Below are 22,639 nucleotides of genomic sequence, written 5' to 3' on the forward strand. Positions count from 1 at the left end.
GAAGATGGTGCCTGGAGGCGGGTTCGAACCACCGACACGCGGATTTTCAATCCGCTGCTCTACCAGCTGAGCTATCCAGGCGCCGACGCGGCGTCGCGAGAGCGGGGTCTATAGGCGAGCCGGTTTTATGTGTCCAGCGTCGTTTCAGTCGTTTTCGACATCATCTTCCGCGCCCTCGTCGAGGGCGGCCGGTATGGCGTAGGCGCCGGTGAACCAGCGCTGCAGATCGACCTCCGAACAGCGGCGCGAGCAGAACGGCTTGTACTTGGGATCGGCGTCGGCCTTGCGACAAATCGGGCATGTGGCCATGGGGGCTCTCTCTTATTGTTCAGGTCGGACGCCGTCCGCCTGAAGCACGGCGCGGGGTCCGAGGCGGGCGGCCAGCGGCGCGGCGACCGCCGCTTCATCGGGACTGCAACGCACGACGACGCGAGGCGACGCGGTGTCGGCCAGCATGTCCCGGCGCAGCCGCCGGACCAAGGCCAGGGCGCGCGTCTCCAGCGTCGGGCGGCCGGCGGCGTTCAGCAGCACCTCGTCGATCGGCTTGTAGCGCCAGGGCAGCGCAATCTGAAGCAGGCCGAACCGGCTGACCGGCGCGAACACCGCCTGGCGTTCGTGGGCGAAGGCGGCGCGCGCAGCCTTCATCTGCGCGTCGGCCTCCTGTCCGTCGCCCACGAGATCGACGACCACCAGTCCCGCCCAGTTCTTCAAGCCCACCAGACGGGCGGCCTCGCGCAGCCCTTCTCGATTCGCCGCCGCCCTGCCCTGTTTGGCGTCGCGCCCCGCGGTCGGAGCGTAGTCCATATCTATGGCGATCAGGGCGCGCGTACGCTCGATCGAAAGATCGACGCCTTGGGGCGCGAAGACATGATTCCGGGCCAGAGCCTCTTCTTCAGCCTCCAGCACGACGTCGATGGCCGTGGTTCCGGTCTGTGATTCCACGCCAGGCGCGAGGCTGCGCAACTGGTCCGCGACATCGAGACCCGGCTGCAGCAGACGCGGCGCGCCCTCCCCCGGCCCGAGGCGACGAACGGCCGCACCCTTTCCGGCGCGCGGTTCGGCGGTGACCACCACCTCCAACCGCTCGCCCTGCGTCAGACGGTCGCTGCGATTGAACGACAGGAAGGCCGGGGTGGCGCTTCCCATATCGACGAAGGCCCCGCGCAAGCCGGGATTGACCTCGACCACCCGACCGATCGACCGGGCGCCCAGCCGATCTTGCGGCGTATCGCTTTCGCGCTGGATCAGCAGGTGGGTGTAACGGCCGTCTCGCAGGACCGCGCCGCGCGTCTCGCCCGGCGTCTCGTCGAGGAAGACCTCGACCTCGCCGGTCATGGACGCCAGCCGACGCCGTTCAGCAACTGGACGGCCTCGTAGACCGGCAGGCCCATAACCGATGGATGGCTGCCGACGATTCGCTGGACGAAGGCCCCCGCCGGGCCCTGGATGCCGTAGCCGCCAGCCTTGCCGCGCCAGTCGCCGGTGGCGACATAGGTCGCGATCTCATGATCCGACAGCGGCTTGAAGGTGACGCGCGTCTCGTTGACACGCGACGAGAGCTTGCCGCCGCGCACGACGGCCACGCCGGTGAAGACCCGGTGATTGCGGCCGGACAGCAGTTTCAGAAATCGTGTCGCCTCGGCCTCATCCGCCGCCTTCTCGAGAAAGCGCCGCCCCACCGCCACGACCGTATCGGCGGCGATGACAACCGCCTCGGGACAACGGGCCGCCACGACCTGGGCCTTGGACGTCGCCAAACGTTCGGCGAGACGCGGCGGCGTCTCGCCCTTCAGCGGCGTCTCGTCGATGTCGGCGGGGTCGATATGGTCGGGCGTGATCCCGACCTGCGCCAGCAGCTCGATGCGGCGCGGACTGGACGAGGCCAGCACCAGCTCAGGCCGGCTCATGCGAGCCGCCCCTTACTTGAAGCGATAGGTGATGCGACCCTTGGTCAGGTCGTAGGGCGTCATTTCCACCAGAACCTTGTCGCCGGCCAGCACGCGGATGCGGTTCTTGCGCATCTTGCCCGCCGTGTGGGCGATGATTTCGTGGTCGTTCTCGAGCGTCACGCGGAAGGTGGCGTTCGGCAGCAGTTCGCTGACGGTGCCGGGAAACTCGAGCAGTTCTTCCTTAGCCATGCGGCCTCTCACGCCCGTTGAATATGCGTTCGACCCCACGCCGGGCGGGCGCGAGGGGCGGAATGGACGGGCCTAATGCCCCAAAACACAGAGATAGTCGAGGTCAGCCGCGACGGTAGAGGGCGCAGAGCAGCGTAAACAGCCGCCGCGCGGTCTCATGATCGACCACGATCTTGCCGTCCAGCCGCGTCTTGAGCTGATCGGCGCCCTCGTTGTGCAGGCCGCGCCGACCCATATCGACCGATTCGATCTGGCTGGCCGACGACCCGCGCAGCGCCTCGTAATAGCTGTCGCAGATCAGCAGATAGTCTTTGATCACCCCCTTCAGCGGCGTCAGGCTGATGGCGTAGGTCCGATTGAACTCAGTCCCCGTGATGTCGAACACCAGACGGTTGTCCTGCAACGACAGTTTCAGCTGATACGGCCCGCCTTCGGCACCCACCGGCTCGAAGCTGTTCTTTTCAACGAGGTCGAAGATGGCGACCCGGCGTTCGTGTTCGATCTCTGCTGTCGCGGCCGGCAGGGTCGCGGCGTCCAGTTCGACCGAAGCGAGTTTGTGCGCCCCGCTCATTCCGGCCGCCCGTCGTCCAGGGGCACGGCGTCCAGATGGGTCGGCGCGACGCGGGCCGGCCAGCGCTCGGAGATGTCCGTGACCACGGCGTCGAGGCATTCGACATCGACCCGCAGATCCCCGCCGCCCGCGAACATCAGTATGACCTTGCCGCCCGGCGCGTCCGTTGGCACGAAGTCGAGCGCCAGCAGCTCCAGCGAGGCGTCAGGATTGCGCGGCAGGCGACGGCTCTTGACCGCCTCCACGTCGCCGAACTGCATGGCGCACATGACACGCGTCCCCCCGCACTCCCAGCAGAACCGGCTGAAGGCGATGGTAAGGGTGCGGGCCTGCTTTTCCCAGACGATGTCGACGGGCCGCAGGATCGCGTCCTGCAGGGCGGCGGAGATGATCTGAAGATCGTCGGCGTCCTCGGCCAGCAGACGCAGCGGCTCGACCGGCGCGTTGGGCACAGGCGGAACGCCGTCGATGTCAGTGCTCATCACCCGTTCCTTTAATCCGCCGAATATCCGCGCCGCAGGCGCCGAGCTTCTCTTCCAGCCGCTCGAAACCGCGATCCAGATGATAGACGCGGCCGACCGTGGTCTCACCTTCTGCGACAAGACCCGCGATGACCAGACACATCGACGCGCGAAGATCGGTCGCCATCACCTGGGCGCCATGCAAAGCCTCGACCCCATGCACCTGAGCCTCGCCCGCTTGGACCGAAATCTCGGCCCCCAGCCGCGCCAGTTCCGGCACGTGCATGAACCGGTTCTCGAAAATGGTCTCGCGCACCGTGCTGACGCCGTCAGCCGTGGTCATCAGCGCCATGAACTGGGCCTGCAGATCGGTGGCGAAGCCCGGATAGATGGCGGTCTCGACGTCGACGGCCTTCAGCCGCTGTTTCGGGTCGCGCTTGATCAGCACGCCTTCGATGGTGGGCGACACCTCGACGCCGGCCGCGATCATCTTGTCGGTCAACGCGCCGATCAGCTCGGGCCGCGCCTTGGTCAGACGGACCTCGCCGCCCGCCATCGCGGCGGCGACGGCGTAGGAGCCCATCTCGATTCGGTCGGGAATCACCGACCAGGTCGTGCCGCTCAACGAAGAGACGCCGGTGATGGTCAGCACATCGGTGTCGACGCCCTCGATCCTGGCGCCCATTGCGATCAGGCAGCGCGCCAGATCACCGATCTCGGGCTCGCGCGCCGCACGGCGCAGCACGGTCGTGCCCTGCGCCAGAACGGCGGCCAGCAGGGCGTGTTCGGTCGCGCCGACGGAAACGAACGGGAACTCGATCTCCGCGCCCTTCAGCCCCTTGGGCGCCTTGGCGGTGACGTAGCCTTCGTCCAGCTCGATCTCGGCGCCCAAGGCGGTCAGGGCCTGCAGGTGCAGATCCACCGGCCGCGCACCGATGGTGCAGCCGCCCGGCAGCGAGACCTTGGCCTCGCCGGTCCGCGCCAGCAGCGGCCCCAGCACGTTGAACGAGGCCCGCATCTGGCGAACCAGATCATAGGGGGCGAAGGTCGAGGTCAGCGCCTTGGCGTGGAACAGGCTCTCCTGCCCGTCCGCCCCGTCGCGCTCGATGACGTCCACGCCGAACTGGCGCAGCAGCTGGCCCAGGAACCGGGTGTCCGCCAGACGCGGCATATTGGTCAGCAGCAGAGGCTGATCAGTCAGGATCGAGGCGGCCATCAGCTTGATGGCGGAGTTCTTGGCGCCGCTGACGGGGATGTCCCCGTGAAGCTGTGCGCCGCCCTGAATGGCTATGCTGTCCATGACGTCCTTAAGCGCGCCCGAAGGGAACGCCTCGGGGGGATCGTTCTCTAGCAAGTCGTCCGTCGCTTGCCAAAGGGCTGTGAGGCCCGAAACCGATGACTTTCAGTTGCTGTCTCTCGGCGCGGCCGGCGTGCGCTGCGGCGCCTTGCGCCGACGCAGGTTGGCGCGAAGGGCGGAGGCCAGCCGAATCGCCTTGTCCGCCTTGGCGCGCGCGATCTCGAACTCGGGACCCGATTCGACGGGCGGCGTCTGCGCGGCGGCTGCGGCAGGAGTATCGGCGTCGTGTGGGGGGCGTGTCATGCTGGAGATGATGCCGTGATCGCTGGCCATGTCCAAACTTTCTTTCAGATGACCAAAAAGCCGCTTCCCTCTCCGGATGGGTTTGGCTATACGGCCGCTTCCTCAGTCGGGGCCGCCGTAGCTCAGTGGTAGAGCGCATCCTTGGTAAGGCTGAGGTCGTGGGTTCGATTCCCCCCGGCGGCACCATCTGAGAACTGAAAAGGCCCGGCTATCGCCGGGCCTTTTTGCATCTCCAATCCAACCCAGAACCGCTCAGTCGTAGGCGGACAGGCCTCGACGGTAGGGATCGCGATCGTCGGTGTCGCCATCCTTGTTCCAGCTGAAGCCCATCGACAGCGACTTGGTCGTGGTGTCGCCGCCATAGCCTCGGCCGCGCCACCCGCCGCCATAGGGCGGGTAGAAGCCAGGACCGCGCAGACCGTATCCCCCGCCATAGCCATACCCCCAGGGTTCGTTGCGACCCTCGCGGTAGGCCAGGTCCAGGCGGCCGTTCTCGCCCACGGGCAGAGACACCGCCGCGCCATAGCTGCGATAGCCGCCGGTGCCGATTCCGGCCTCGACCATGCCGTGCATCTGGCGGTCGTCCTTGAGTCCGGCATCGACGGTTTCATCGAAGCTGGCGCCCGGCGTACGGGATTCGATCCACTGCTGGATCTGCTGCTCGGTCGTCATGCCGTGCGGCGCGGCGTCCTGGGCCGTCGGGGCCGCAGACGGAGCCTCAGGCACCGCAGCCATGGCCTGGGCCAAGGTGGGAGCGTTCGAGGGTGCGGTCGTGACCACGCCGTCGGGATCGCCGTCCGACGCGGTCAGAGCCATGGCGGCCAACAATCCTGCGATCAGCATGCGGCGTCTCCGTTCAACATCATCCTAGCACGGCGAATAAGGCCAAGGTCAGGCGTTTCCATCGCCCCGATGGAGCGGGTCCGGAAGGGCCTCGCCCTCGGCCACGAAGGTCAGGGCGACGGAGTTGATGCAATAGCGATTGCCTGTGGGCGGCGGACCGTCGGGGAAGACGTGTCCCTGGTGGCTGCCGCAGCGGGCGCACTGGGTTTCGATCCGCACCATGCCGTAGCTGGTGTCGCGAATCTCGTGGACGTGGCTGTCGTCCACCGGTTGGGTGAAGCTGGGCCATCCCGTGCCGCTCTCGAACTTGGTTCCGCTCTTGAACAGCGGCAGGCCGCATTCACGGCAGCAAAAGACGCCTGCCCGTTTCTCGCCCAGCAGGGTGCCGCAGAAGGGCGCCTCGGTGCCGTGGGACAGCAGAACGCGCTTTTCCTCGGCGTTCAGGTCCGCTTCCAGACGGGCGCGCTTTGCGTCGTCGGGGGGCGTCAGATCATAGCCGGAGGGCGAACGCAGGGTTTCGGAGGTTTGGGCGAGTTCGGTCATGGTCTGCAAATGGGAAGGGCCGGGCCGAGGTTCCACCCCCTGCCCGGCCCTTGATCCGTTCGCGCTGCGTTTTTACTGGAACAGCGTGCCGACCCAGGTGCGGACGGCCGCCTCGTCGGTCGCCGAGCCCGTGTAGGCCAGACCCTGCGCCGGGGTGAAGGGCGCGTCGTTGCCGCGCTGGCGCGTCGTCCAGGCCTTGTGGCCATAGCTCAGCTCGGCATAGTTCGACGGCAGGCGCAGCACGGTCGGCTCGATGAAGATCGAATCCTCGGCCGTGACCGATCCGGCCAGCCGCACGTTCGGCAGGCGCGTCAGCAGGTCCAGCGTGTCCAGGCAACCGCTGGTGCAGCCGCCGTCGACCAGAACAACCACCTGGCCGGCAACGGGGTTGGCCGCACCGGTGTCCGCCACGGACGCGCGGCCCGGCATGCTGAAGGTCGGCTGGTTCGCGGCGAGCGCCGCGTCGAAGGCGGCAACGATGGCCTGGGTCTGTTCGATCACCGGACCGGACTCGGCGACGAAGCGGGGATCGGCCTGCATCCGGCCCAGGGTGTCAGCGAACCACTGGCGGTTTGCCTGGGTGGCGCGATAGGTGATCGAACCGGCTTCCGGCTGGCGGCTGACAGTAAACTCCGGCGTCCAGATGCGGTTGGCTAGGCCATAGCCCTTGCCGGTCGCGTTCAGCGATGCGCCGTTGGCGCCCCGCAGATCGATGACCAGGCCTTGGGCGCCGCGAATGGCGGGCAGCTGGCCCTCGACGGCGGCGAAGAAGGAGTCCCATCCGGCGTCGTCCGCCAGGGTGTGGACGTGAATCCAGGGCCGGCCGTCGACCATTTCGACCGCCAGCGGATTGGCGCCCGGCATATAGACGGTGGCGCGATAGGCGGCTTCCAGGCTGGCGGCGTCGGCCGGCTGGGGCTGCATCTGGAAATCACGGTCGCGGCGACCGACCTTGAAGGTGCACAGCGAGGGCACGCCGCCGGTGAAGGGGTTGTTGCGGTTCCACAGCAGATAGGGCGCCGTGCGGACGCGACCGGCCTCGGTCGTCAGATCGCCTTCCCAGCGGTCCAGACGCTCGTCGGCCAGCTGAGCGGCGGTCTTGTCGCCGCACTTGACCAGGGTCGCGCCGACCGGCGGCACGTTGCGGACGCCCGGCTTCACATAGGAGACGACATACTGGTCGTTGCGCCAGGCCGTGGTCACACCCGGCCAGCTGGTTGCGAAGAACGGGCCGAGGCCTTCGTAGGTGGGGCGGATCGCGATGTTCGAATCGCGGAAACCGTTGGCGTAGTAGCGCATCAGATAGGCGTGGCTGTCGCCGCTGTTGACGCGCCCCACCTTGCCCATGGCGTCGGCCAGGCCTGCATCGACCCAGGTGCGAAAGGGCTCGCTGGGCGCGCCGGGGACGACGGCGGCGGGGTGGTTGGCGGCCAGGGCGTCGTGGGCGGTCTGAAGGTCTTGTTGCGCCAGGGCGCGGAAGTCCTGAGCGACCGCTGCGCCTGCGGCGACGGTCAAGGACAGGACGGCGGCCGAAGCGGCGGCGATCATGCGATTCATGGGGTCTCCTGCGGCCTGCTATTCAAGCTCGTGGCGGTCGTTAAACCTCATGCGTCCCACGCTTGCCAAGCCCGCCGGACAGGATTTCGCCCGATTGTCATACCAACTGCGGCGATGCGGCGCGCCTCATAGCGGGCCCGGAACCTCGACCGCCGCGCCGAAGATCGCGTCGAAGCTGGTCCGCAAGGCGCCGTCCGCCTCGTCCATCGTCGCCAGAACGCCCAGATCGACCAGACTGGTCACCCCATGCTCCTGAATGCCGCACGGCACGATGCCGCTGAAATGGTCCAGGTCGGGCTCCACGTTCAGACTGATCCCGTGAAAGCTGACCCATTTGCGCACCTTGACGCCGATGGCGGCGATCTTGTCCTCGCGCGACCAGCCCGCGCCCTTGCGCTCCACCCACACGCCGACGCGGCCGGGCCTGACGTCGGCGGCGACGCCGAAGTCGGCCAGGGCGCCAATCAACCAAAGCTCCAGCCCGCGCACGAAACAGCGCACGTCCTTTCCGCGCCGGTTCAGATCCAGCATCACATAGGCCACGCGCTGGCCCGGCCCATGATAGGTGAACTGCCCGCCCCGCCCCGTGCGGTGCACCGGGAATCGGCCAGCATCCAGCAGGTCCTCGTCCCTGGCCGAGACCCCTGCGGTGTAGAGCGGCGAATGCTCCAGCAGCCACACCATCTCCGCCGCCTCGCCCGCCGCAATGGCTGCGACCCGCGCCTCCATGAAAGCCTCAGCGGCGGCGTAGTCGACATAGCCTTTCGAAACCGCCCACTCGACCGGCCGGCCGTCGTCGAGACGCAGTTTCTGAAGGGACGGGCTTAACGGCTCAGCAAGCATGAAGCTTCAATGTGGACCCCAAGGCGTTTTCGCAAGAGGACGGCCTTAGAGTGATCGAGAGTTTCCGTGACCCAAATCAACGCCGTCGATGTCGAAATCTCCGTGGTTCTGGGTCGATCGGTGCTGCCGATGTCCCAGCTGCTGCGCATGGGCCGTGGCGCGGTGATTCCCCTGGACGCGGCCGAAGGCGACGAAGTCTGGATTCTGGCCAACAACTATCCGGTCGCGCGTGGCGAGATCGAGATTCGCGACGACCGCATCGCCATCACCGTCACCCGCCCGGCCGACGTCTACGACTTCATGGCCGGGTCCGCCTGACCCGGAAACGTCGCGACCCTTCACGCGTCGCCCGCCGTCGAATTCCCGCTTTCCTTTTCCGGCGGCTTCGTCTATTCGCCGCCGCTCCGATGCGAGCGGTCGTGGCGGAATTGGTAGACGCGCAGCGTTGAGGTCGCTGTGGGGCAACCCGTGGAAGTTCGAGTCTTCTCGACCGCACCATCTGGCTAAACAGGGCGATTCATCGGCTTACTACGGCTGGACATACCAAGGGAGGCGACCACGTGAACACCACGGACTCCGCCTTCGCTCCAGCCGAAGCGCCTGATAACGAAGACCACGCCGCCCTGGACGAGGACTACGTCCTCACCCCTCAATTCGTCGAGAAAGTCGTGGACGCCGCCGACGACGGCGACGGGATGCGACTGCGCTCGCTGCTGGAAGACCTGCACCCGGCCGACGTCGCCGACCTGATGGGCTTCCTGACGGCCGAACACCGCGCCGTCGTGGTGCTGTGGCTGCCGCCGGAACTGCTGGCCGAGACCCTGCCCGAGCTGGACGACGGCATCCGAGAAGAGGTGCTGGAGCGGGTGCCGCACGGCACCCTGGCGGAGGCCCTTCAGGAACTGGATTCCGACGACGCCGCCGCCGTGGTCGAGGACCTGGAGGACGACCAGCGCGAACGCGTCCTAGCCGCCATGCCCGACGTCGACCGCGCCGCGATCGAAAACAGCCTGGGCTACGACGAGGAGTCCGCCGGCCGCCTTATGCAGCGCGAGGTGATGGCCGCGCCCCAGTTCTGGAGCGTGGGCGACACCATCGACCACATCCGCAAACAGGGCGACGACCTGCCCGAGCTGTTCTTCGACATCTATGTGGTCGATCCGGTCAACCGGCCCGTCGGCGGCGTGCCCATCAGCGGCCTGCTGCGCGCGCCGCGCACCGCCGCCCTGTCTGATCTGATGGAACCGATCAATGTGATCGACGTCGGCCAGGATCAGGAAGAGGTCGCCTACATCTTCGAGAAATACCACCTGATCTCGGCGCCCGTCGTGGACGCGGCCGGCCGGCTGGTGGGCCAGATCACCGTCGATGACATCGTCAACATCATTCAGGAAGAGAACCGCGAGGATATCCTGCGTCTGGCCGGTGTTTCCGACGAGGACCGCGGCTCGTCCGTGTCCGAGATCGTGCGCGGTCGCGTGCCCTGGCTGGCCATCAACCTGGCGACGGCGGCCCTGGGCGCCAGCGTCATCGGCCTGTTCGAAGGCACGATCCAGCAGATCGTCGCCCTGGCCGTCCTGATGCCTATCGTTTCCGCCATCGGCGGCAATGCGGGCACCCAGGCGCTGACCGTGACCGTGCGCGCGCTGGCGACCCGCGAACTGAACAGCTCGAACGCCCCTCGCACCTTCTGGCGCGAGATGATGGTCGGCCTGGCCAACGGAATGATCCTGGCGCCCCTGATCGGCATCGCCGCCGGTTTCTGGTTCCGCGACGAAGACTGGAAGATCGGTCTGGTGATCGGCGCCGCCATGATCCTGAACCTGCTGATCGCCGCGAGCATCGGCGTTCTGACGCCCCTGACCCTGTCCAAGCTGAAGTTCGACCCGGCCGTGTCGTCCGCCGTGTTCGTCACGGCGACCACCGACTTCTTCGGCTTCCTGATCTTCCTTGGTCTGGCCACACTGGTGCTGCTCTAGACATCATCCACGCCGATCCGGCGCGGCCCTTGCTGATGACCGTGCGAGCGCCGCGCGCCTGTTTCCAATTGGGTCAACTGTGTCTGACGTCCTCCCCAAACCGACCAGAGTCTCCCGCGAGGGCGTCCTGCTGATCAAGAGCTTCGAAGGCTTCCGCCCTCGGGCCAGACAGCGCAGCGACGGCCAGTGGGTCATCGGCTACGGCCACACCCTGTCCGCGCGCGAGGGCCTGACGGTGTCTGAGGCGGACGCCGAATTGCTGATGCAATACGACCTGATCCCCGTCGTGAAGGCCGTGACCGAACAGGTCCGCGCCCCGCTGAACCAGCACCAGTTCGACGCCCTGGCCAGTTTCGCCTTCTCAATCGGCGCGGACCGGTTCGCAGCCTCTGACGTGGTCGAACAGCTCAACGCCGGCGCCGCGCACCACGCCGCAGCCTCCCTCAGCGAATGGGCCGACGAAGGCGCAGCCGAACGGCCCACACGCCGACGTTCGGCCGAACACGCCCTGTTCAATGCGGCGCCCGGCGCGCCCGTCACCCTGGCCGACCTGCTGGCTGCGCCGCTGCCGTCTCCTTTCGAGACGCCGCAACCGACCCTTGCCGCCGTGGACGGCGCGCTGGACGAAACGGTCGCCCCCTTCCCCGCTCAGGACGACGCCACGCCGGAGCCGGTCGCCGAACCCGTCGCGGTTCCGCCTGCCGCGGTCCAGGCCTCGGCCCGTCTCTATTCGCCCTACGCTGTAACGACCCTCGGCGTCGTTCCCGACCTGACGCCGCTCATCGACCAGACCAAAGAGACGGCCGTTTCGACCAGCGCGCCCCTCGTCGCCGCCAATGATCTTCAAGCTCCTGTCGAAGCGCAGCCCGCCGTCGCCGCGACGCCGGGTTTCGCGCCCGCCGAAAAGACCAGCGTCGTCCTGACGGCGCCCGGCCTGTCGGAACCCGAACCCGCCGCCGTCGAGGCGCAATCGCAACCGACCTTCGAGCCCGATCCGGCTACGGGCGATCAGACGCTGAACGTGCGCGAGGTCGTCTTGCGGGCGAAGCGCGCCCGCCGGGGCGAGACGATCACCTTCTGGGTCATGGGCGCCTTGGGGATGCTGTCTCTGGGCGTGGCCATGGCGGCCTTCCGTCGGGCCTCGGTGTCGAACAGCGACGATACGGCGACCGTCGCCTGGGTGCTGCTGCTGATCGCCGCAGCCTGCATCGGGGTGTCGGGCTACAACCTCTACCGTCGCTGGGGACGGGCTGACCGCGTCTGAGATCGCTTGGCGAATGGCCGTGCGCGATGCTAGGCCCTAGGGCATGAGCATTCCCTTCGCGCCCCAATCCATGGAATTCGGTCTCGGCGAAAACGCCGACGCCATCCGCGACACGACCGCCCGCTGGGCCGCCGACCGCCTGGCCCCCCTTGCGGCCGAGATCGACGAGCAGAACGCCTTCCGGCGCGAGCTGTGGCCTGAAATGGGCGAACTGGGTCTTCACGGAATCACCGTCGAGGAAGAGTTCGGCGGCCTGGGCCTGGGCTATCTCGAACACGTCGTTGCGATGGAAGAAGTGTCGCGCGCCTCGGCCTCGATCGGTTTGGCCTACGGGGCCCACTCCAATCTTTGCGTCAACCAGATCCGTCGCTGGGGCACGCCCGAGCAGAAGCAGAAGTATCTGCCCAAACTGATCAGCGGCGAACACGTCGGCGCCCTGGCGATGTCGGAGGCCGGCTCGGGTTCGGACGTCATGTCCATGCGCACCCGCGCCGACAAGAAGGGCGACCGCTATGTCCTGAACGGGACCAAGTTCTGGATCACCAACGCGCCCCACGCCGACACCCTGGTGGTCTACGCCAAGACCGATCCCGACGCCGGATCAAAGGGATGCACAGCCTTCCTGATTGAAAAGGGCATGAAAGGCTTCAGCGTCTCCAAGAAGCTGGACAAGATGGGCATGCGCGGTTCGGACACCGCCGAACTGGTGTTCGAGGACTGCGAAGTTCCCGAAGACAACATCATGGGTCCGCTGGGCGGCGGCGCGGGCGTGCTGATGAGCGGTCTGGATTATGAGCGCGCCGTCCTGTCGGCCGGTCCCCTCGGCATCATGCAGGCCGCGCTGGACGTCGTTCTGCCCTACATCCGCGACCGCAAGCAGTTCGGCAAACCCATCGGCTCGTTCCAACTGATGCAGGGCAAGGTGGCGGACATGTACGTCGCCCTGAACAGCGCCCGCGCCTATGTATACGCCGTCGCGCGCGCCTGCGACGCCGGCCTGACCACACGTTACGATGCGGCGGGCGCCATCCTGCTGGCCAGCGAGAACGCCGTGAAGGTCACCCTGGAGGCTGTCCAGGCCCTGGGCGGCGCCGGCTACACCAAGGAATGGCCCGTCGAGCGGCTGGTCCGCGACGCCAAACTTTACGACATCGGCGCGGGCACCAACGAGATTCGGCGCTTCCTGATCGGCCGGGAACTGCTGGGAAGCTGACGACTTCTTCAGGGCGGAAGGAGACATCCCATGCCCGCCAAATCCGCAGCCCAGCAAAAGGCCGCCGGCGCCGCCCTGTCGGCCAAGCGCGGCGACACGCCCAAATCCAAGCTGAAGGGCGCATCCAAGTCTATGGCCGAGTCCATGACTGAGAAGCAGTTGGAAGACTTCGCCGAAACCAAGCGCAAGGAAAAGCCCGAACACGTCGCGAAGAAATAGTGGCTTTTCGTGCGATTATTCCGGTCTGTTGCCGTTCTGTAAGTGGCGGGGAAACCGTTGCGCGCCTACATGGCTCGAACCCCCAGCCGAGCCCCTCACCCGATGCCCGCACCCGACAGTCAGAAAGACCTGAGACTGTTCTCTGACGTCATCGAGTCGCTTGGCGAAAGCGATGATCCCAAGCTGAAGCTTGAGGAGTTGGTTGCCGCCGTTGGTGAACGCGGCTTCGGCGCAATGATCCTGATCCTGTCGATGCTGGCCCTGCTGCCCTGGCCGCCCGGCGGCAAGGCTGTCTTCGCCGTACCGATCATATTGATGTCGCTTGAGCTGGCGTTCCAGCGCGACTCCATCTGGCTGCCCCGCTGGGCCCTGCGCGCCTCGATCAGTCGCCCCGCCTATCGGGCCGGCGTATCGCGGATCATGAAGGCGGTCCGCTACGTCGAGAACCTGACCCGCCCGCGGCTCCCGTTCCTGACCGGCGAAGTCGCCGACACCGTCACGGGGCTGATCTGCGTGGTCCTGGCTCTGGTCATGGCCTTGCCTATTCCGTTCGGAGACGCCCTGCCCGGCATCGCCCTGGTCTTCTTCGCCTTGGGCATGATGCAGAGGGACGGCGTCGCTATCCTGCTGGGCGCGCTCGCGACTGGCGGCTGCGGCCTGTATCTCTTCCTGATCTGGCGCACCGTGATCGAGGTGGCCCATCACGCCGCCAGTTGGCTGGCCCAGGCCTTCCACTGACGGCGAGCCGACCTTTCCATACAAAAAGGGCCGCCGCGTTTCCGCAGCGACCCTTCATTGCCTGACCGCAAACGGTCCAGCCGCAACTCAGCCTGAAAGGATCAGGCCCGGACCTCTCCGAGGACCAGGGTCGCGGCCGCCGCTCGCGATTGATGACAATGAGACACTGGATCACCTCCTTTCGACTGTTGAACAGGGAAGTGAAAGATAAGACCCCTCAACGCCTTGCGCCAAGAGGCTTCTCGTTTTTGTGAAGTCTGCGTCAGGCGGCCTGCTGTTGGCTCGCCAGGCCCTGCATCATCATGCGGTTGATATCGATCAGATCCTGGAAGGTTTCCTCGCCGCGCATCACCGCCGACGAATGGCGGTTGACGAACAGGCTCAGGGAAATGATCTGCGCGCGAACGGGGCTGGCCAGCGCATTGCCGGAGTCGCTGCAGTCGGTGGCCAAGGTCGACCAAAGCCGCCGGTTCCAGTCCAACGCATCGATGCGAGTGGCCAGATCGGAGGCGTCTACCGTCGATGCGTGAACCAATGCGCGCGTGACCTGACCGAACAGTCGGTATTCCAGGTCGCGCGGGGTTTCAGCTCTCGCCGTCGCCGCTGTGTACGCCTGAAGCGACATTCAGCACTCTCTCTTCGTATTCGACAATCTTACGCGCCGACATCAGGGCTTTGTAGTATTCGCGCGCCAGCACGTGACGCGAGGCCGATACGCATTCGGCCAAAATATCCGGATTCTGCGTCGCCCCCATGAACTCGGTGATCCGCAGCGCCAGTTCGTCATAGAACTTCGATGCCGACGTCTCGTCCAGATACATCATCATGATCGGGAAATAGATGCGCCGGCCGGGCGTGGTGACGTCCTCGGCCTGCATGATGTCCTTCTCGCGAAGCACGCTGGCGCGGTTCTGAAGGATCAGCACGCCGCGTCGGTCGCCGTTCTGGACCACGGCGCCGTTCAGGACGAACTTCTCGCCGGGTTTGAGCGACAGCTTCAGGGCCATGGAGGACCGAACTCCCAATAGGGTCGAGCCGATCGTCTCTGGACCGGCCCTGTTAAGGCGGACCTTACCGGGCGATGGGTTAACCATCCCTTGTCCGCACCGTCCGCTGGAACGCGTATCGTCGCCGCCGCGTTTGCTCCCTGCAGAGGAGAGCGCCATGCCGGACAACGATTATCAGGACGATCAGGAACAGTCGGAAACCTTCGACGAAACCCATCTGGACGACGAAGGCGACGGCGATCTGCTTCTGGACGAGGCGGACCAGGTTCTCGATGTGACCCAGGCCGACGGCGACGCCGACGAAGAGGACTTCGATCCCGACGCAGAAGTCGATCTGGACGACCAGCTGGCCTTGGACGGCATCGAACGCGAGGCGGACGCCCTGCTTGGCGTCGATGGCGAAACCCGCAACCAGTCCGATTCAGACGGCGACACGGCTTCGGGTCCCGATGAGGTCGAACTGGTCTACGCCGGCCTGATGGAAAATGAGCGCGGCGCCCAGGCCAGCGCAGCGCATTGGGAAGCCAAACGGCTTTCCGACGATGACATCGACGATCTCGGCTACGGCCCGGACGGCGATCAGGATCACCCGGCTCGATAAGGAGAAATCGATATGGAAGACGCCAAGACACGCAATCACGAATCCGCCGATACGCCTTACGCCAAGCGCGTGACGGGCGACGCTGAGGCCAACAAGCCGGATCAGTTGGACGAGGTCGACAAGAACGAGAGCCGCCAGGAAGCCCTTGTCGATGAAGGGCTGGAAGAGACCTTCCCCGCTAGCGATCCGGTCTCGGCCAAACACATCACCTGATCGCTGTTCAGGAAGATTGCGATCCGCTACCCACTCCCTGGAAACACGGAGTGGGTTTTTCTATGAGCCGTTTCGAAGGCACCGATCGCTACATCGCCACCAGCGACCTGAAGGTGGCGGTCAACGCCGCCGTCGCGCTGGAACGTCCGCTGCTGATCAAGGGCGAGCCCGGAACCGGCAAGACCGTCCTGGCCTATGAGATCGCCAAGGCCTTCGACGCCCCGTTGATCACCTGGCACGTCAAATCCACCACCAAGGCTCATAGCGGCCTTTACGAATATGACGCCGTCAGCCGCCTGCGCGACAGCCAACTGGGCGAGGAACGAGTCCACGACGTCCGCAACTATCTGAAGAAGGGCAAGCTGTGGGAGGCCTTCACCGCCCCTGCCCGCCCCGTCCTGCTGATCGACGAGATCGACAAGGCCGACATCGAGTTCCCGAACGACCTCCTGCAGGAGCTCGACCGGATGGAGTTTTATGTCCAGGAAACCGACGAAACGATCCGGGCCGAGGTCCGCCCCATCGTCATCATCACCTCCAACAACGAGAAGGAACTTCCTGACGCCTTCCTGCGTCGCTGCTTCTTCCACTTCATCCGCTTCCCGGACGCCGAGACCCTGTCGGCCATCGTCGATGTCCACTTCCCCGGCATAAAGCCGCGTCTCGTCGCCGAGGCCCTGAAGACCTTCTACGAGATCCGCGACACGCCAGGCTTGAAGAAGAAGCCGTCGACGTCGGAACTGCTGGACTGGCTGAAGCTGTTGCTGGTCGAGGACATCGACGCCGAGACCCTGCGCGAAAAGACGCCGAACAAGCTGATCCCGCCCCTGCACGGCGCCTTGCTGAAGAACGAGCAGGACGTGCATCTGTTCGAACGCCTGGCCTTTCTGAACCGCCGCGAAGGCTCGCGTCCGGGCGGGTGAGTCGGCGGTGATTACCGCGATTTCACTGGCGCCGCCGCCGCCGACGCGCAGAATGGAGCCCTTGAGAGGTTCGCCCATGCGTCACATTCTGCTTGCCTTGGCCCTTGCCGCCGGCGTCTCCGCCTGTGACGGCGAAAACTCGGTGCGGATCACCACCACGACGTCCAGCGACAGTCAGGGCCAGGGCGTCCTGAAGGTGGTCGACGCCCTGCAATGTCCCGACAGCGTCGGCGTCCTGACCCGCAAGGGCGTGGCCGCCACCGGCGGAACCAACTGCGTCTACGGCGGGCCGAAAGGCGCCGAAGCGGTGCTCTACCTGGTCCAGCTTGACGGGCGCTCCGCCGACGAGGTTCTGCGCGAGTTCGAACAGCGAGTCAGCACGGACCTGCCCCAAACGAGCGCCCGGCTGGCCCCCGGCCCTGACGCCCCTCCGGTCGTGCCCTTGGAGAGCGGGACCGACACCGCCTCGATCGAGGCGCTAGGCGTCAACATCCAGGCCCGGGGCGACGACGCCTCGGTACACCTGCCCGGCCTGCGGATCGAAACGCGGGGCGACAACGCCAGCGTTCGCATCGGCGGCATCAACATCCAGTCCAAGGACGGCGAGAACGTCCGCACGGAAACCACCAACGTCAGCGTCGATTCCAACGGCGACTCGGCGCGGGTCCGGACCCGGGCGCCCGGCGCGGCGACCCGCATGACCTACATCCTCGTCGACGATCAACCGTCCCTGGCGGGCTGGCGACAGGTTGGGTTCGAGGCGCGCGGCCCCGACGGAGGGCCGATCGTCATCGCCGTCGTCCGTTCCAAGGACCGTCAGGACAAGGACGTCTTCAACGACGCCAAGGAACTGGTGACGCTGAACGTCGGCAAATGACGCCGCACAGGTCTCCGGCTTGCCTCTCCCAGGGTTGGTTTTCCCGCACGCATTGACGCCACATGTCCCCTGCGGCTTGATCCCGGCGTCTCTTTGCGTCACCTGACCAACCCGTAAGCGATCAGGACACGCCCCTTGGCCGAGCGCACACCCAAGAAGAACGCCCCTCGTGCATGGCAGCGGATGCTGTCGGGCCGCCGCCTGGACCTGCTCGATCCCTCGCCCTTCGACATCGAGATCGAGGACATCGCCCACGGCCTGGCGCGCGTGGCGCGCTGGAACGGACAGACCATCGGCGAACACGCCTTCTCGGTCGCTCAGCACTCGTGCGTCGTCGAAGAGATCGCCGCCCACATCAAGCCGGGCCTGGACCCCAAATGGCGCCTGGCCGCCCTGCTGCACGACGCCTCCGAATATGTCATCGGCGACATGATCTCGCCGTTCAAGGCTGCCCTAGGTTCGGGGTACAAGGATTTCGAGGCCCGGCTGGAGGCCGCCATCCACCTACGCTACGGCCTGCCGCCCAAGACGCCCCAGACTATAAAGACCCTGATCAAGAAGGCCGACAAGGCCTGCGCCTTCTTCGAGGCGACGCAGTTGGCCGGCTTCACCGAAAAGGAATCGCTCGGCTTCTTCGGCAGCCCGCCCGAGGGTTACAGCCTGATCATCGAGCCCCAGCCCGCCCCGGTCGCCCAGGCCCGCTATCTGGAGCGCTATCGCGTGCTGGCCGGTGCGGTCGGCCTGATCCCCGCCGACGACGCCTGGCACACGGAATAACGCCATGACCCAGGGGGCGGAGGACGGCGTTCGCATCGGCCTTTCGGCGGTCGTCATGACCCTGAAGGCGCGCCAGGCCGTCGTCCTGACCACCCCGGCCGAGGATGGGGCCCGCGCCCTGCCCTTTGGCCCATTCGATCCCTTGCGCGACCGCACGTTCGAGCGCGCCCTGCGCGACTTCGTGACGGCCCAGACCGGCTTCCACCTGGGGTTCGTCGAACAGCTCTACACCTTCGGCGACGCAGGCCGCGCCTCGCCCCGCGCCACGCCGGGCCCCGGCCGCCACCGCGAGGTTTCCGTCGGCTATCTTGCCCTGACCCCCGACGCTGCGGAGGGCCAGACCCACGACGCCCGCTGGGACGCCGTCTTCGACTTCTTCCCCTGGGAGGACCGTCGCGGGCCCCACGTCGCCGCCCTGACCGACGGCCTGATCGCCTGGGCGGCCGACGACGAGCACCGCCTAGCCCGCGCCCGCGCCCTGTTCGCCCTGACCCCCGAACACCGCTGGAACGAGGAGCGGGTGCTGGAACGCTACGAACTTCTGTATGAGGCCCGTCTGGTCGCCGAGGCCTGGCGCGACGCCGCTCAGCCCCCGCCCCAGCCGATGCCCGGCCGCATCATGACCTCGGATCACCGACGCATCCTGGCGACCGCATTGGGCCGCCTGCGCAGCAAGCTGAAATACCGCCCCGTCCTGTTCGACCTGACGCCCGGCGTCTTCACCCTGTCCGAGCTCCAGGCCGGCGCCGAGGCCGTCTCGGGCCTCAGCCTGCACAAGCAGAACTTCCGTCGCGGGGTGGAGCGCACGGGCCTGGTCGAACCCACCGGACAGCTGTCCTCGACCACCGGTGGCCGCCCCGCCGAACTGTTTCGATTCAAGGGCGTGGACGCCCAAACCGGCTCCGCCCCGGGCCTGTCCCTGCCCGCCCAAAGATAGCGTCTGATTTCTTTCACAGACGGCTTGCAGAGCGCTGCCGCTCCGATTAGAGAAGCCCCTCGCTCGACCAAGCGATATCGGCGCCGCGGAGAGGTGGCAGAGTGGTCGAATGTACCGCACTCGAAATGCGGCGTGCCTGGAAGGGTACCGTGGGTTCGAATCCCACCCTCTCCGCCATCGTCCTGTTCGTTCCTGATGGTTCGAACTTTAGAAGATCAATAAAAAATCTTGCCAGCGCCGTACCGATGGCGCTGAACCACGCAGCTGGCGCCGACGGCGTTCCAGACGCGGAAACGGGCGGCCTTTCGACCGCCCATCCTGTTTTTCTGATCTGAAGATAATGGGCCGCCGCCGCGGCCCATCCGTGCGCCTCAGAACCGGTAGCGCGCCCCGACGAACACCTGCCGACCGGTGTGGTGATAGACGTAGGTGCTGTCGCGCGGCCCGTCGAGATCGCCGTGGTTCTGGCGATTCTCTTCGTCCGTGAGGTTCAGCCCCTCCAGCGTCACACTGAGGTTTTCGGTGAGGTTGTACGAGGCCGAGGCGTCGATCGTCGTCGTCTCGGTCTTGCCCTGATAAGGGATGCCGTTCGAGCCGCCGTTCGAGCCAGGCACGGACTGGTAGTAGGCGTCGCGATAGGCCGCCGACACCCGCGCATTGAACTTGCCGTCGTCATAGTAAAGCGTGGCGTTCCACGCGTTTGGCGACAGGTTGACCAGATCCTCGGTGACGAACACGGCGCAGGACGAGTTCGTGCAGTAGTCGATTTCCGATTCGACGTGGGTGTAGTTCAGCTGCGTCCCGAGGTTCGCGAACAGGCCCGGCAGGAAGGTGAAGGTCTGCTGATAGCTGATCTCGAAGCCCTTCAGGGGCCCGCCTGGCGTGTTGGTGGGGGTGCTGAACAGATATTCGTCTCCCACCGGACGGTTCGCCGCTGCGGGGAAGGCGATGGGGTTGAGGGCCGTCAGCTCGCCGTAGGTGAGCGTCTGCTGCGTCGTTTGCACATAGGTCGAGATGTCCTTGTAGAAGTAGGCGAAGGACAGCAGGGCCTCAGGCGCGAAATAGTATTCGACCGAAAGGTCGTAGGTCTTGGCGCGATACGGATCCAAATCCACATTGCCGAGGGACGCCGTGCGGTTGGCAGCGTCGAAGGCGCTGAGACCGAACACAGGGATCAGGCTGCCGACCGGCGGGCGAGCCATGACCTTGGCTGCGCCAAACCGGACGATCAGGTCCTCGAACGGCTCCAGCGACACGTTCAGCGAAGGCAGGGTGTCTTCGTATTCGTTCTCGCCTGTCGTCGGCGTCGCTACGCCGCCCACGTTGGAATACCCTAGGGCATTGACCTCCGTCTTGACCTGACGGACGCCGACGTTGCCGCGGAAGGGCATGGAGCCGATCGTCGTGTTCCAGTCGGCCTGGACATAGGCGCCGGTGTCTTCCTCGGACACATTACGCCAACCGCCGAACGTCGACGTATTCTCGTTGAGGCCCAACAGGCGGAAGTCGCCGCCGGGGACGCCAGTGTCGCAGTTGCAGCTGTAGTTCCAGACACCGTCGAGCGCGCCGAGATCCGGACGGACCCAGGACGTCGCCGAGCCTTCTGGCAGGTCCAGGTTGTTGCCGAAGTCCTCCAGCATATTGGTGACGTCGGCCAGGCTGACGCCGGCCGGCAGGTCCGGCGCGCCGTTGTTGAGACGCGCGAAGCTTCGGCTGCTGGATTCGAACTTCTTCCAGCTGGCGCCGGCCTTCAGGGTCAGCCAATCGTTCAGATCGTAGACGAAGTTCGCCTCGGCGGTCGAATAGACATTGTCCTGGAAGTTGGAGCTGGAACGGAGTTCAGAACGCGGCTGGGCGCCGGCCGGACCGACGATGGACCATTGCGCCGGATCGGTGACGTCGAAGCCGTAGCCGATCAGCGGCAGGTTCCGGTTGTTGCGGAAATCAATGGTGTAGCCATCGACATTCTGGCGATCGATGATGGCGCTGACCTGCGTCGGATTGCCGAACTGGGAGTCTGCGCGGCCGACCAGGCCGTTGAAGCGGAACTTGTCCGAGAACTCGTGCTCGACGCCGAACGTCAGCTGGGTGAACTCCGTCTCCAGGATATCGAAGCGTTGTTCGCTGCGGATGTCCATGTTGTTGAGCTCGGCGTAGATCATCTCGCCAGTGTTGGGGTCGATCTCATAATCGACGATTTCCACCTCGGGCTTGCCGCCTTGCGTCGCATTGCGGCTAAGCGACCAGGCCTGCAGGAAGTTCTCGCTGCGGGTCGAGTCCAGCTTCGAGTAGAGGGCGTCGAAGGTGAACAGGGTCGGTCCGTTGTCCGGACGCGCCTGGAAGGACAGGGTGGCGCCGAGGCGCTTTTGCCCGTGCTCCAACCGACCATAGCGCGGGATGCGGGGGTGATAGGTGCCCGTCGGATTGGGCAGAACACCCGTATTCAGGAAGCCGCTGTCGCCGCTGGCCGGACCCCACCGCACCGAGCTGAAGCCTTCTTCCAAGCTCTCCTTTTCGCTGTAGGCGATGGAGAACAGGGCGCCGAGTTGGCCGTCGGCCCAGGTGTTGGAGATCAGGCCGGCGAAGCGCGGGTCCCAGTTTTCGGACAAGTCGTTGTAGCCGTACTGACCCGAGATCGCGCCCTGGAAGCCCGGCTTGTCGAAGGGACGGCTGGTCTTCAGATCGACGGTTGCGCCCAGCGAGCCTTCCTCGACTTCGGCCGAGGCGGTCTTGCGGACCGTGATGTTGTTGAACAACTCGGAAGCGAAGACGTTGAAGTCGAAGCCACGGCCGCGGTTCACGCCGCCCGAGGAGTCGGTGGCGCTGGTGGTCGCCTGGGCCTCGATGCCGTTGATACGGGTGCGGGTGAACTCCGAGCTCAGGCCGCGCACCGTGATGGAACGCCCCTCGCCCGCATCCCGGTCGATGGAGACGCCGGGAATGCGCTGGATGGATTCCGCAAGATTGGTGTCGGGGAAGTCGGCGATGTCCTCGGCCGAAATGGCGTCGACGACGCCGGCTTCATTACGCTTGATGTTCAGGGCGTTGGCCAGGCTGGCGCGAAACCCTGTGACGACGATCTCGCCGACTTCGGTGGCGTTGTCGTCCTGCGGCGCGGCGGCAGCGTCGGCCGTCTGTGCGGCGGCGTCATGCGCCATCATGGCCAGGGCGAGAGCGCCCAGCGAAGCGGTGGCGACCAGCGTGTGGCGCGCGAATTTGTGGCGTTGAGTCATTTTTTGTCTCCTCCCAGGTCTGGCGTTTCGAGGATCGAAATGTCCTCGTTCAAGCCGCCCGCTGCTGGCGGGCGACACCGGTGTCAACGCTTGTTTGCCAAG

The 22,639-nt window shown here is 66.0% G+C and carries 28 protein-coding genes and 4 tRNA genes; 16 read left to right on the forward strand and 16 right to left on the reverse strand.

The genetic code is table 11. The features are described from left to right. Positions 1-5: 5 nt before the first annotated feature. The 9 genes from ACODSC_RS06695 to ACODSC_RS06735 form a co-directional block, all read right to left on the reverse strand. Positions 6-81, reverse strand: a tRNA-Phe gene (locus ACODSC_RS06695). 63 nt (positions 82-144) lie between these two features. Beyond that, a complete protein-coding gene (locus tag ACODSC_RS06700; RefSeq protein WP_488812974.1) occupies positions 145-309 on the reverse strand; it encodes a DNA gyrase inhibitor YacG in 165 nt (54 codons plus the stop codon). Between the two features lie 12 nt (positions 310-321). Then, positions 322-1,335 (reverse strand): ribonuclease E/G, encoded by a 1,014-nt coding sequence (locus ACODSC_RS06705; RefSeq protein ID WP_488812976.1) that lies wholly within the window; start codon positions 1,333-1,335, stop codon positions 322-324. Further along, positions 1,332-1,907: a Maf family protein gene (locus ACODSC_RS06710; protein WP_488812978.1), complete on the reverse strand. Its 576-nt coding sequence runs from the start codon at positions 1,905-1,907 to the stop codon at positions 1,332-1,334. Before ACODSC_RS06710 ends, ACODSC_RS06705 begins: the two co-directional genes overlap by 4 nt. 12 nt (positions 1,908-1,919) lie before the next feature. Further along, entirely contained in the window at positions 1,920-2,138 is a 219-nt protein-coding gene (gene infA / locus ACODSC_RS06715) for a translation initiation factor IF-1 (protein ID WP_008261544.1), read from the reverse strand. Between the two features lie 103 nt (positions 2,139-2,241). Beyond that, a complete protein-coding gene (locus ACODSC_RS06720) occupies positions 2,242-2,709 on the reverse strand; it encodes a UPF0262 family protein (RefSeq protein WP_488812980.1) in 468 nt (155 codons plus the stop codon). Beyond that, the gene (locus ACODSC_RS06725; RefSeq protein WP_488812982.1) at positions 2,706-3,191 is read right to left on the reverse strand and encodes a DUF2948 family protein; all 486 of its coding nucleotides are present in this window, start codon (positions 3,189-3,191) and stop codon (positions 2,706-2,708) included. Before ACODSC_RS06725 ends, ACODSC_RS06720 begins: the two co-directional genes overlap by 4 nt. Continuing rightward, positions 3,181-4,470, reverse strand: coding sequence for a UDP-N-acetylglucosamine 1-carboxyvinyltransferase (gene murA, locus ACODSC_RS06730; protein WP_488812984.1), 1,290 nt, complete (start codon positions 4,468-4,470; stop codon positions 3,181-3,183). Before murA ends, ACODSC_RS06725 begins: the two co-directional genes overlap by 11 nt. 102 nt (positions 4,471-4,572) lie before the next feature. Beyond that, positions 4,573-4,800 carry a hypothetical protein gene (locus ACODSC_RS06735; RefSeq protein ID WP_488812986.1) on the reverse strand — a complete coding sequence of 76 codons (228 nt, stop codon included), beginning with the start codon at positions 4,798-4,800 and terminating at the stop codon, positions 4,573-4,575. 81 nt (positions 4,801-4,881) lie between these two features. On the opposite strand from ACODSC_RS06735, the gene ACODSC_RS06740 reads away from it, so the two are divergent. After that, a tRNA-Thr gene (locus tag ACODSC_RS06740) sits at positions 4,882-4,956 on the forward strand. Between the two features lie 66 nt (positions 4,957-5,022). On the opposite strand, the gene ACODSC_RS06745 is transcribed toward ACODSC_RS06740, so the two are convergent. The 4 genes from ACODSC_RS06745 to lipB form a co-directional block, all read right to left on the reverse strand. Beyond that, positions 5,023-5,613: a hypothetical protein gene (locus ACODSC_RS06745; protein WP_488812988.1), complete on the reverse strand. Its 591-nt coding sequence runs from the start codon at positions 5,611-5,613 to the stop codon at positions 5,023-5,025. Positions 5,614-5,661: 48 nt separating this feature from the next. Beyond that, the gene (gene msrB / locus ACODSC_RS06750) at positions 5,662-6,156 is read right to left on the reverse strand and encodes a peptide-methionine (R)-S-oxide reductase MsrB (RefSeq protein ID WP_488812990.1); all 495 of its coding nucleotides are present in this window, start codon (positions 6,154-6,156) and stop codon (positions 5,662-5,664) included. A 72-nt stretch (positions 6,157-6,228) separates the two neighbouring features. Next, positions 6,229-7,713, reverse strand: a complete 1,485-nt coding sequence (locus tag ACODSC_RS06755) for a hypothetical protein (protein ID WP_488812992.1) — start codon at positions 7,711-7,713, stop codon at positions 6,229-6,231. A gap of 126 nt (positions 7,714-7,839) precedes the next feature. Beyond that, the gene (lipB, locus tag ACODSC_RS06760) at positions 7,840-8,556 is read right to left on the reverse strand and encodes a lipoyl(octanoyl) transferase LipB (protein ID WP_488812994.1); all 717 of its coding nucleotides are present in this window, start codon (positions 8,554-8,556) and stop codon (positions 7,840-7,842) included. Between the two features lie 66 nt (positions 8,557-8,622). Here lipB and ACODSC_RS06765 point away from each other — a divergent pair, with 66 nt between their 5' ends. The 7 genes from ACODSC_RS06765 (at position 8,623) to ACODSC_RS06795 (ending at position 13,969) form a co-directional block, all read left to right on the forward strand. Continuing rightward, positions 8,623-8,874, forward strand: a complete 252-nt coding sequence (locus ACODSC_RS06765) for a FliM/FliN family flagellar motor switch protein (RefSeq protein ID WP_488812996.1) — start codon at positions 8,623-8,625, stop codon at positions 8,872-8,874. Positions 8,875-8,969: 95 nt separating this feature from the next. Next, positions 8,970-9,054: transfer RNA gene (locus ACODSC_RS06770), tRNA-Leu, on the forward strand. Positions 9,055-9,116: 62 nt separating this feature from the next. Continuing rightward, complete coding sequence (gene mgtE / locus ACODSC_RS06775; RefSeq protein WP_488812998.1) at positions 9,117-10,535, forward strand: magnesium transporter; 1,419 nt, start codon at positions 9,117-9,119, stop codon at positions 10,533-10,535. 79 nt (positions 10,536-10,614) lie between these two features. After that, positions 10,615-11,799, forward strand: a complete 1,185-nt coding sequence (locus tag ACODSC_RS06780; protein ID WP_488813000.1) for a lysozyme — start codon at positions 10,615-10,617, stop codon at positions 11,797-11,799. 43 nt (positions 11,800-11,842) lie between these two features. Next, positions 11,843-13,012: an isovaleryl-CoA dehydrogenase gene (locus tag ACODSC_RS06785; protein ID WP_488813002.1), complete on the forward strand. Its 1,170-nt coding sequence runs from the start codon at positions 11,843-11,845 to the stop codon at positions 13,010-13,012. 30 nt (positions 13,013-13,042) lie between these two features. Then, on the forward strand, positions 13,043-13,231 hold the full coding sequence (locus tag ACODSC_RS06790) for a DUF3008 family protein (protein ID WP_488813004.1): 189 nt from the start codon (positions 13,043-13,045) through the stop codon (positions 13,229-13,231). A 102-nt stretch (positions 13,232-13,333) separates the two neighbouring features. Then, complete coding sequence (locus tag ACODSC_RS06795) at positions 13,334-13,969, forward strand: exopolysaccharide biosynthesis protein (protein ID WP_488813006.1); 636 nt, start codon at positions 13,334-13,336, stop codon at positions 13,967-13,969. 262 nt (positions 13,970-14,231) lie between these two features. Here the strand turns inward: ACODSC_RS06795 and flaF are convergent, their stop codons facing one another. After that, entirely contained in the window at positions 14,232-14,594 is a 363-nt protein-coding gene (gene flaF / locus ACODSC_RS06800; RefSeq protein ID WP_488813008.1) for a flagellar biosynthesis regulator FlaF, read from the reverse strand. Then, a complete protein-coding gene (gene flbT / locus ACODSC_RS06805; protein ID WP_488813010.1) occupies positions 14,554-14,976 on the reverse strand; it encodes a flagellar biosynthesis repressor FlbT in 423 nt (140 codons plus the stop codon). Before flbT ends, flaF begins: the two co-directional genes overlap by 41 nt. A 157-nt stretch (positions 14,977-15,133) precedes the next feature. Here flbT and ACODSC_RS06810 point away from each other — a divergent pair, with 157 nt between their 5' ends. The 8 genes from ACODSC_RS06810 to ACODSC_RS06845 all read left to right on the forward strand — a co-directional run bounded on the left by ACODSC_RS06810 (position 15,134) and on the right by ACODSC_RS06845 (position 19,639). Further along, positions 15,134-15,577, forward strand: coding sequence for a hypothetical protein (locus ACODSC_RS06810; protein WP_488813012.1), 444 nt, complete (start codon positions 15,134-15,136; stop codon positions 15,575-15,577). A gap of 12 nt (positions 15,578-15,589) precedes the next feature. Beyond that, the gene (locus ACODSC_RS06815) at positions 15,590-15,790 is read left to right on the forward strand and encodes a hypothetical protein (RefSeq protein WP_488813014.1); all 201 of its coding nucleotides are present in this window, start codon (positions 15,590-15,592) and stop codon (positions 15,788-15,790) included. 62 nt (positions 15,791-15,852) lie between these two features. Then, the gene (locus tag ACODSC_RS06820; RefSeq protein WP_488813016.1) at positions 15,853-16,713 is read left to right on the forward strand and encodes an AAA family ATPase; all 861 of its coding nucleotides are present in this window, start codon (positions 15,853-15,855) and stop codon (positions 16,711-16,713) included. Positions 16,714-16,789: 76 nt separating this feature from the next. Further along, complete coding sequence (locus ACODSC_RS06825) at positions 16,790-17,590, forward strand: methyltransferase type 11 (RefSeq protein ID WP_488813018.1); 801 nt, start codon at positions 16,790-16,792, stop codon at positions 17,588-17,590. Between the two features lie 135 nt (positions 17,591-17,725). Further along, positions 17,726-18,367, forward strand: a complete 642-nt coding sequence (locus ACODSC_RS06830; protein WP_426023021.1) for a YfbR-like 5'-deoxynucleotidase — start codon at positions 17,726-17,728, stop codon at positions 18,365-18,367. A gap of 4 nt (positions 18,368-18,371) precedes the next feature. Continuing rightward, positions 18,372-19,304, forward strand: a complete 933-nt coding sequence (locus ACODSC_RS06835) for an NUDIX hydrolase (RefSeq protein ID WP_488813021.1) — start codon at positions 18,372-18,374, stop codon at positions 19,302-19,304. Positions 19,305-19,391: 87 nt separating this feature from the next. Further along, positions 19,392-19,481, forward strand: a tRNA-Ser gene (locus ACODSC_RS06840). Continuing rightward, positions 19,454-19,639 (forward strand): hypothetical protein, encoded by a 186-nt coding sequence (locus ACODSC_RS06845; protein WP_488813023.1) that lies wholly within the window; start codon positions 19,454-19,456, stop codon positions 19,637-19,639. Before ACODSC_RS06840 ends, ACODSC_RS06845 begins: the two co-directional genes overlap by 28 nt. A 36-nt stretch (positions 19,640-19,675) precedes the next feature. On the opposite strand, the gene ACODSC_RS06850 is transcribed toward ACODSC_RS06845, so the two are convergent. After that, positions 19,676-22,537 (reverse strand): TonB-dependent receptor, encoded by a 2,862-nt coding sequence (locus ACODSC_RS06850; RefSeq protein WP_488813025.1) that lies wholly within the window; start codon positions 22,535-22,537, stop codon positions 19,676-19,678. Between the last annotated feature and the right edge of the window lie 102 nt (positions 22,538-22,639).

The sequence above is a fragment of the Brevundimonas sp. FG128 genome (assembly GCF_057809775.1).

What these genes read in the sequence shown, in the direction of transcription:
- ACODSC_RS06700 (WP_488812974.1), bottom strand. Translation starts at nt 309, where the DNA reads ATGGCCACATGCCCGATTTGTCGCAAGGCCGACGCCGATCCCAAGTAC.
- ACODSC_RS06705 (WP_488812976.1), bottom strand. Translation starts at nt 1,335, where the DNA reads ATGACCGGCGAGGTCGAGGTCTTCCTCGACGAGACGCCGGGCGAGACG.
- ACODSC_RS06710 (WP_488812978.1), bottom strand. Translation starts at nt 1,907, where the DNA reads ATGAGCCGGCCTGAGCTGGTGCTGGCCTCGTCCAGTCCGCGCCGCATC.
- infA (WP_008261544.1), bottom strand. Translation starts at nt 2,138, where the DNA reads ATGGCTAAGGAAGAACTGCTCGAGTTTCCCGGCACCGTCAGCGAACTG.
- ACODSC_RS06720 (WP_488812980.1), bottom strand. Translation starts at nt 2,709, where the DNA reads ATGAGCGGGGCGCACAAACTCGCTTCGGTCGAACTGGACGCCGCGACC.
- ACODSC_RS06725 (WP_488812982.1), bottom strand. Translation starts at nt 3,191, where the DNA reads ATGAGCACTGACATCGACGGCGTTCCGCCTGTGCCCAACGCGCCGGTC.
- murA (WP_488812984.1), bottom strand. Translation starts at nt 4,470, where the DNA reads ATGGACAGCATAGCCATTCAGGGCGGCGCACAGCTTCACGGGGACATC.
- ACODSC_RS06735 (WP_488812986.1), bottom strand. Translation starts at nt 4,800, where the DNA reads ATGGCCAGCGATCACGGCATCATCTCCAGCATGACACGCCCCCCACAC.
- ACODSC_RS06745 (WP_488812988.1), bottom strand. Translation starts at nt 5,613, where the DNA reads ATGCTGATCGCAGGATTGTTGGCCGCCATGGCTCTGACCGCGTCGGAC.
- msrB (WP_488812990.1), bottom strand. Translation starts at nt 6,156, where the DNA reads ATGACCGAACTCGCCCAAACCTCCGAAACCCTGCGTTCGCCCTCCGGC.
- ACODSC_RS06755 (WP_488812992.1), bottom strand. Translation starts at nt 7,713, where the DNA reads ATGAATCGCATGATCGCCGCCGCTTCGGCCGCCGTCCTGTCCTTGACC.
- lipB (WP_488812994.1), bottom strand. Translation starts at nt 8,556, where the DNA reads ATGCTTGCTGAGCCGTTAAGCCCGTCCCTTCAGAAACTGCGTCTCGAC.
- ACODSC_RS06785 (WP_488813002.1), top strand. Translation starts at nt 11,843, where the DNA reads ATGAGCATTCCCTTCGCGCCCCAATCCATGGAATTCGGTCTCGGCGAA.
- ACODSC_RS06790 (WP_488813004.1), top strand. Translation starts at nt 13,043, where the DNA reads ATGCCCGCCAAATCCGCAGCCCAGCAAAAGGCCGCCGGCGCCGCCCTG.
- ACODSC_RS06795 (WP_488813006.1), top strand. Translation starts at nt 13,334, where the DNA reads ATGCCCGCACCCGACAGTCAGAAAGACCTGAGACTGTTCTCTGACGTC.
- flaF (WP_488813008.1), bottom strand. Translation starts at nt 14,594, where the DNA reads ATGTCGCTTCAGGCGTACACAGCGGCGACGGCGAGAGCTGAAACCCCG.
- flbT (WP_488813010.1), bottom strand. Translation starts at nt 14,976, where the DNA reads ATGGCCCTGAAGCTGTCGCTCAAACCCGGCGAGAAGTTCGTCCTGAAC.
- ACODSC_RS06810 (WP_488813012.1), top strand. Translation starts at nt 15,134, where the DNA reads ATGCCGGACAACGATTATCAGGACGATCAGGAACAGTCGGAAACCTTC.
- ACODSC_RS06815 (WP_488813014.1), top strand. Translation starts at nt 15,590, where the DNA reads ATGGAAGACGCCAAGACACGCAATCACGAATCCGCCGATACGCCTTAC.
- ACODSC_RS06820 (WP_488813016.1), top strand. Translation starts at nt 15,853, where the DNA reads ATGAGCCGTTTCGAAGGCACCGATCGCTACATCGCCACCAGCGACCTG.
- ACODSC_RS06825 (WP_488813018.1), top strand. Translation starts at nt 16,790, where the DNA reads ATGCGTCACATTCTGCTTGCCTTGGCCCTTGCCGCCGGCGTCTCCGCC.
- ACODSC_RS06835 (WP_488813021.1), top strand. Translation starts at nt 18,372, where the DNA reads ATGACCCAGGGGGCGGAGGACGGCGTTCGCATCGGCCTTTCGGCGGTC.
- ACODSC_RS06850 (WP_488813025.1), bottom strand. Translation starts at nt 22,537, where the DNA reads ATGACTCAACGCCACAAATTCGCGCGCCACACGCTGGTCGCCACCGCT.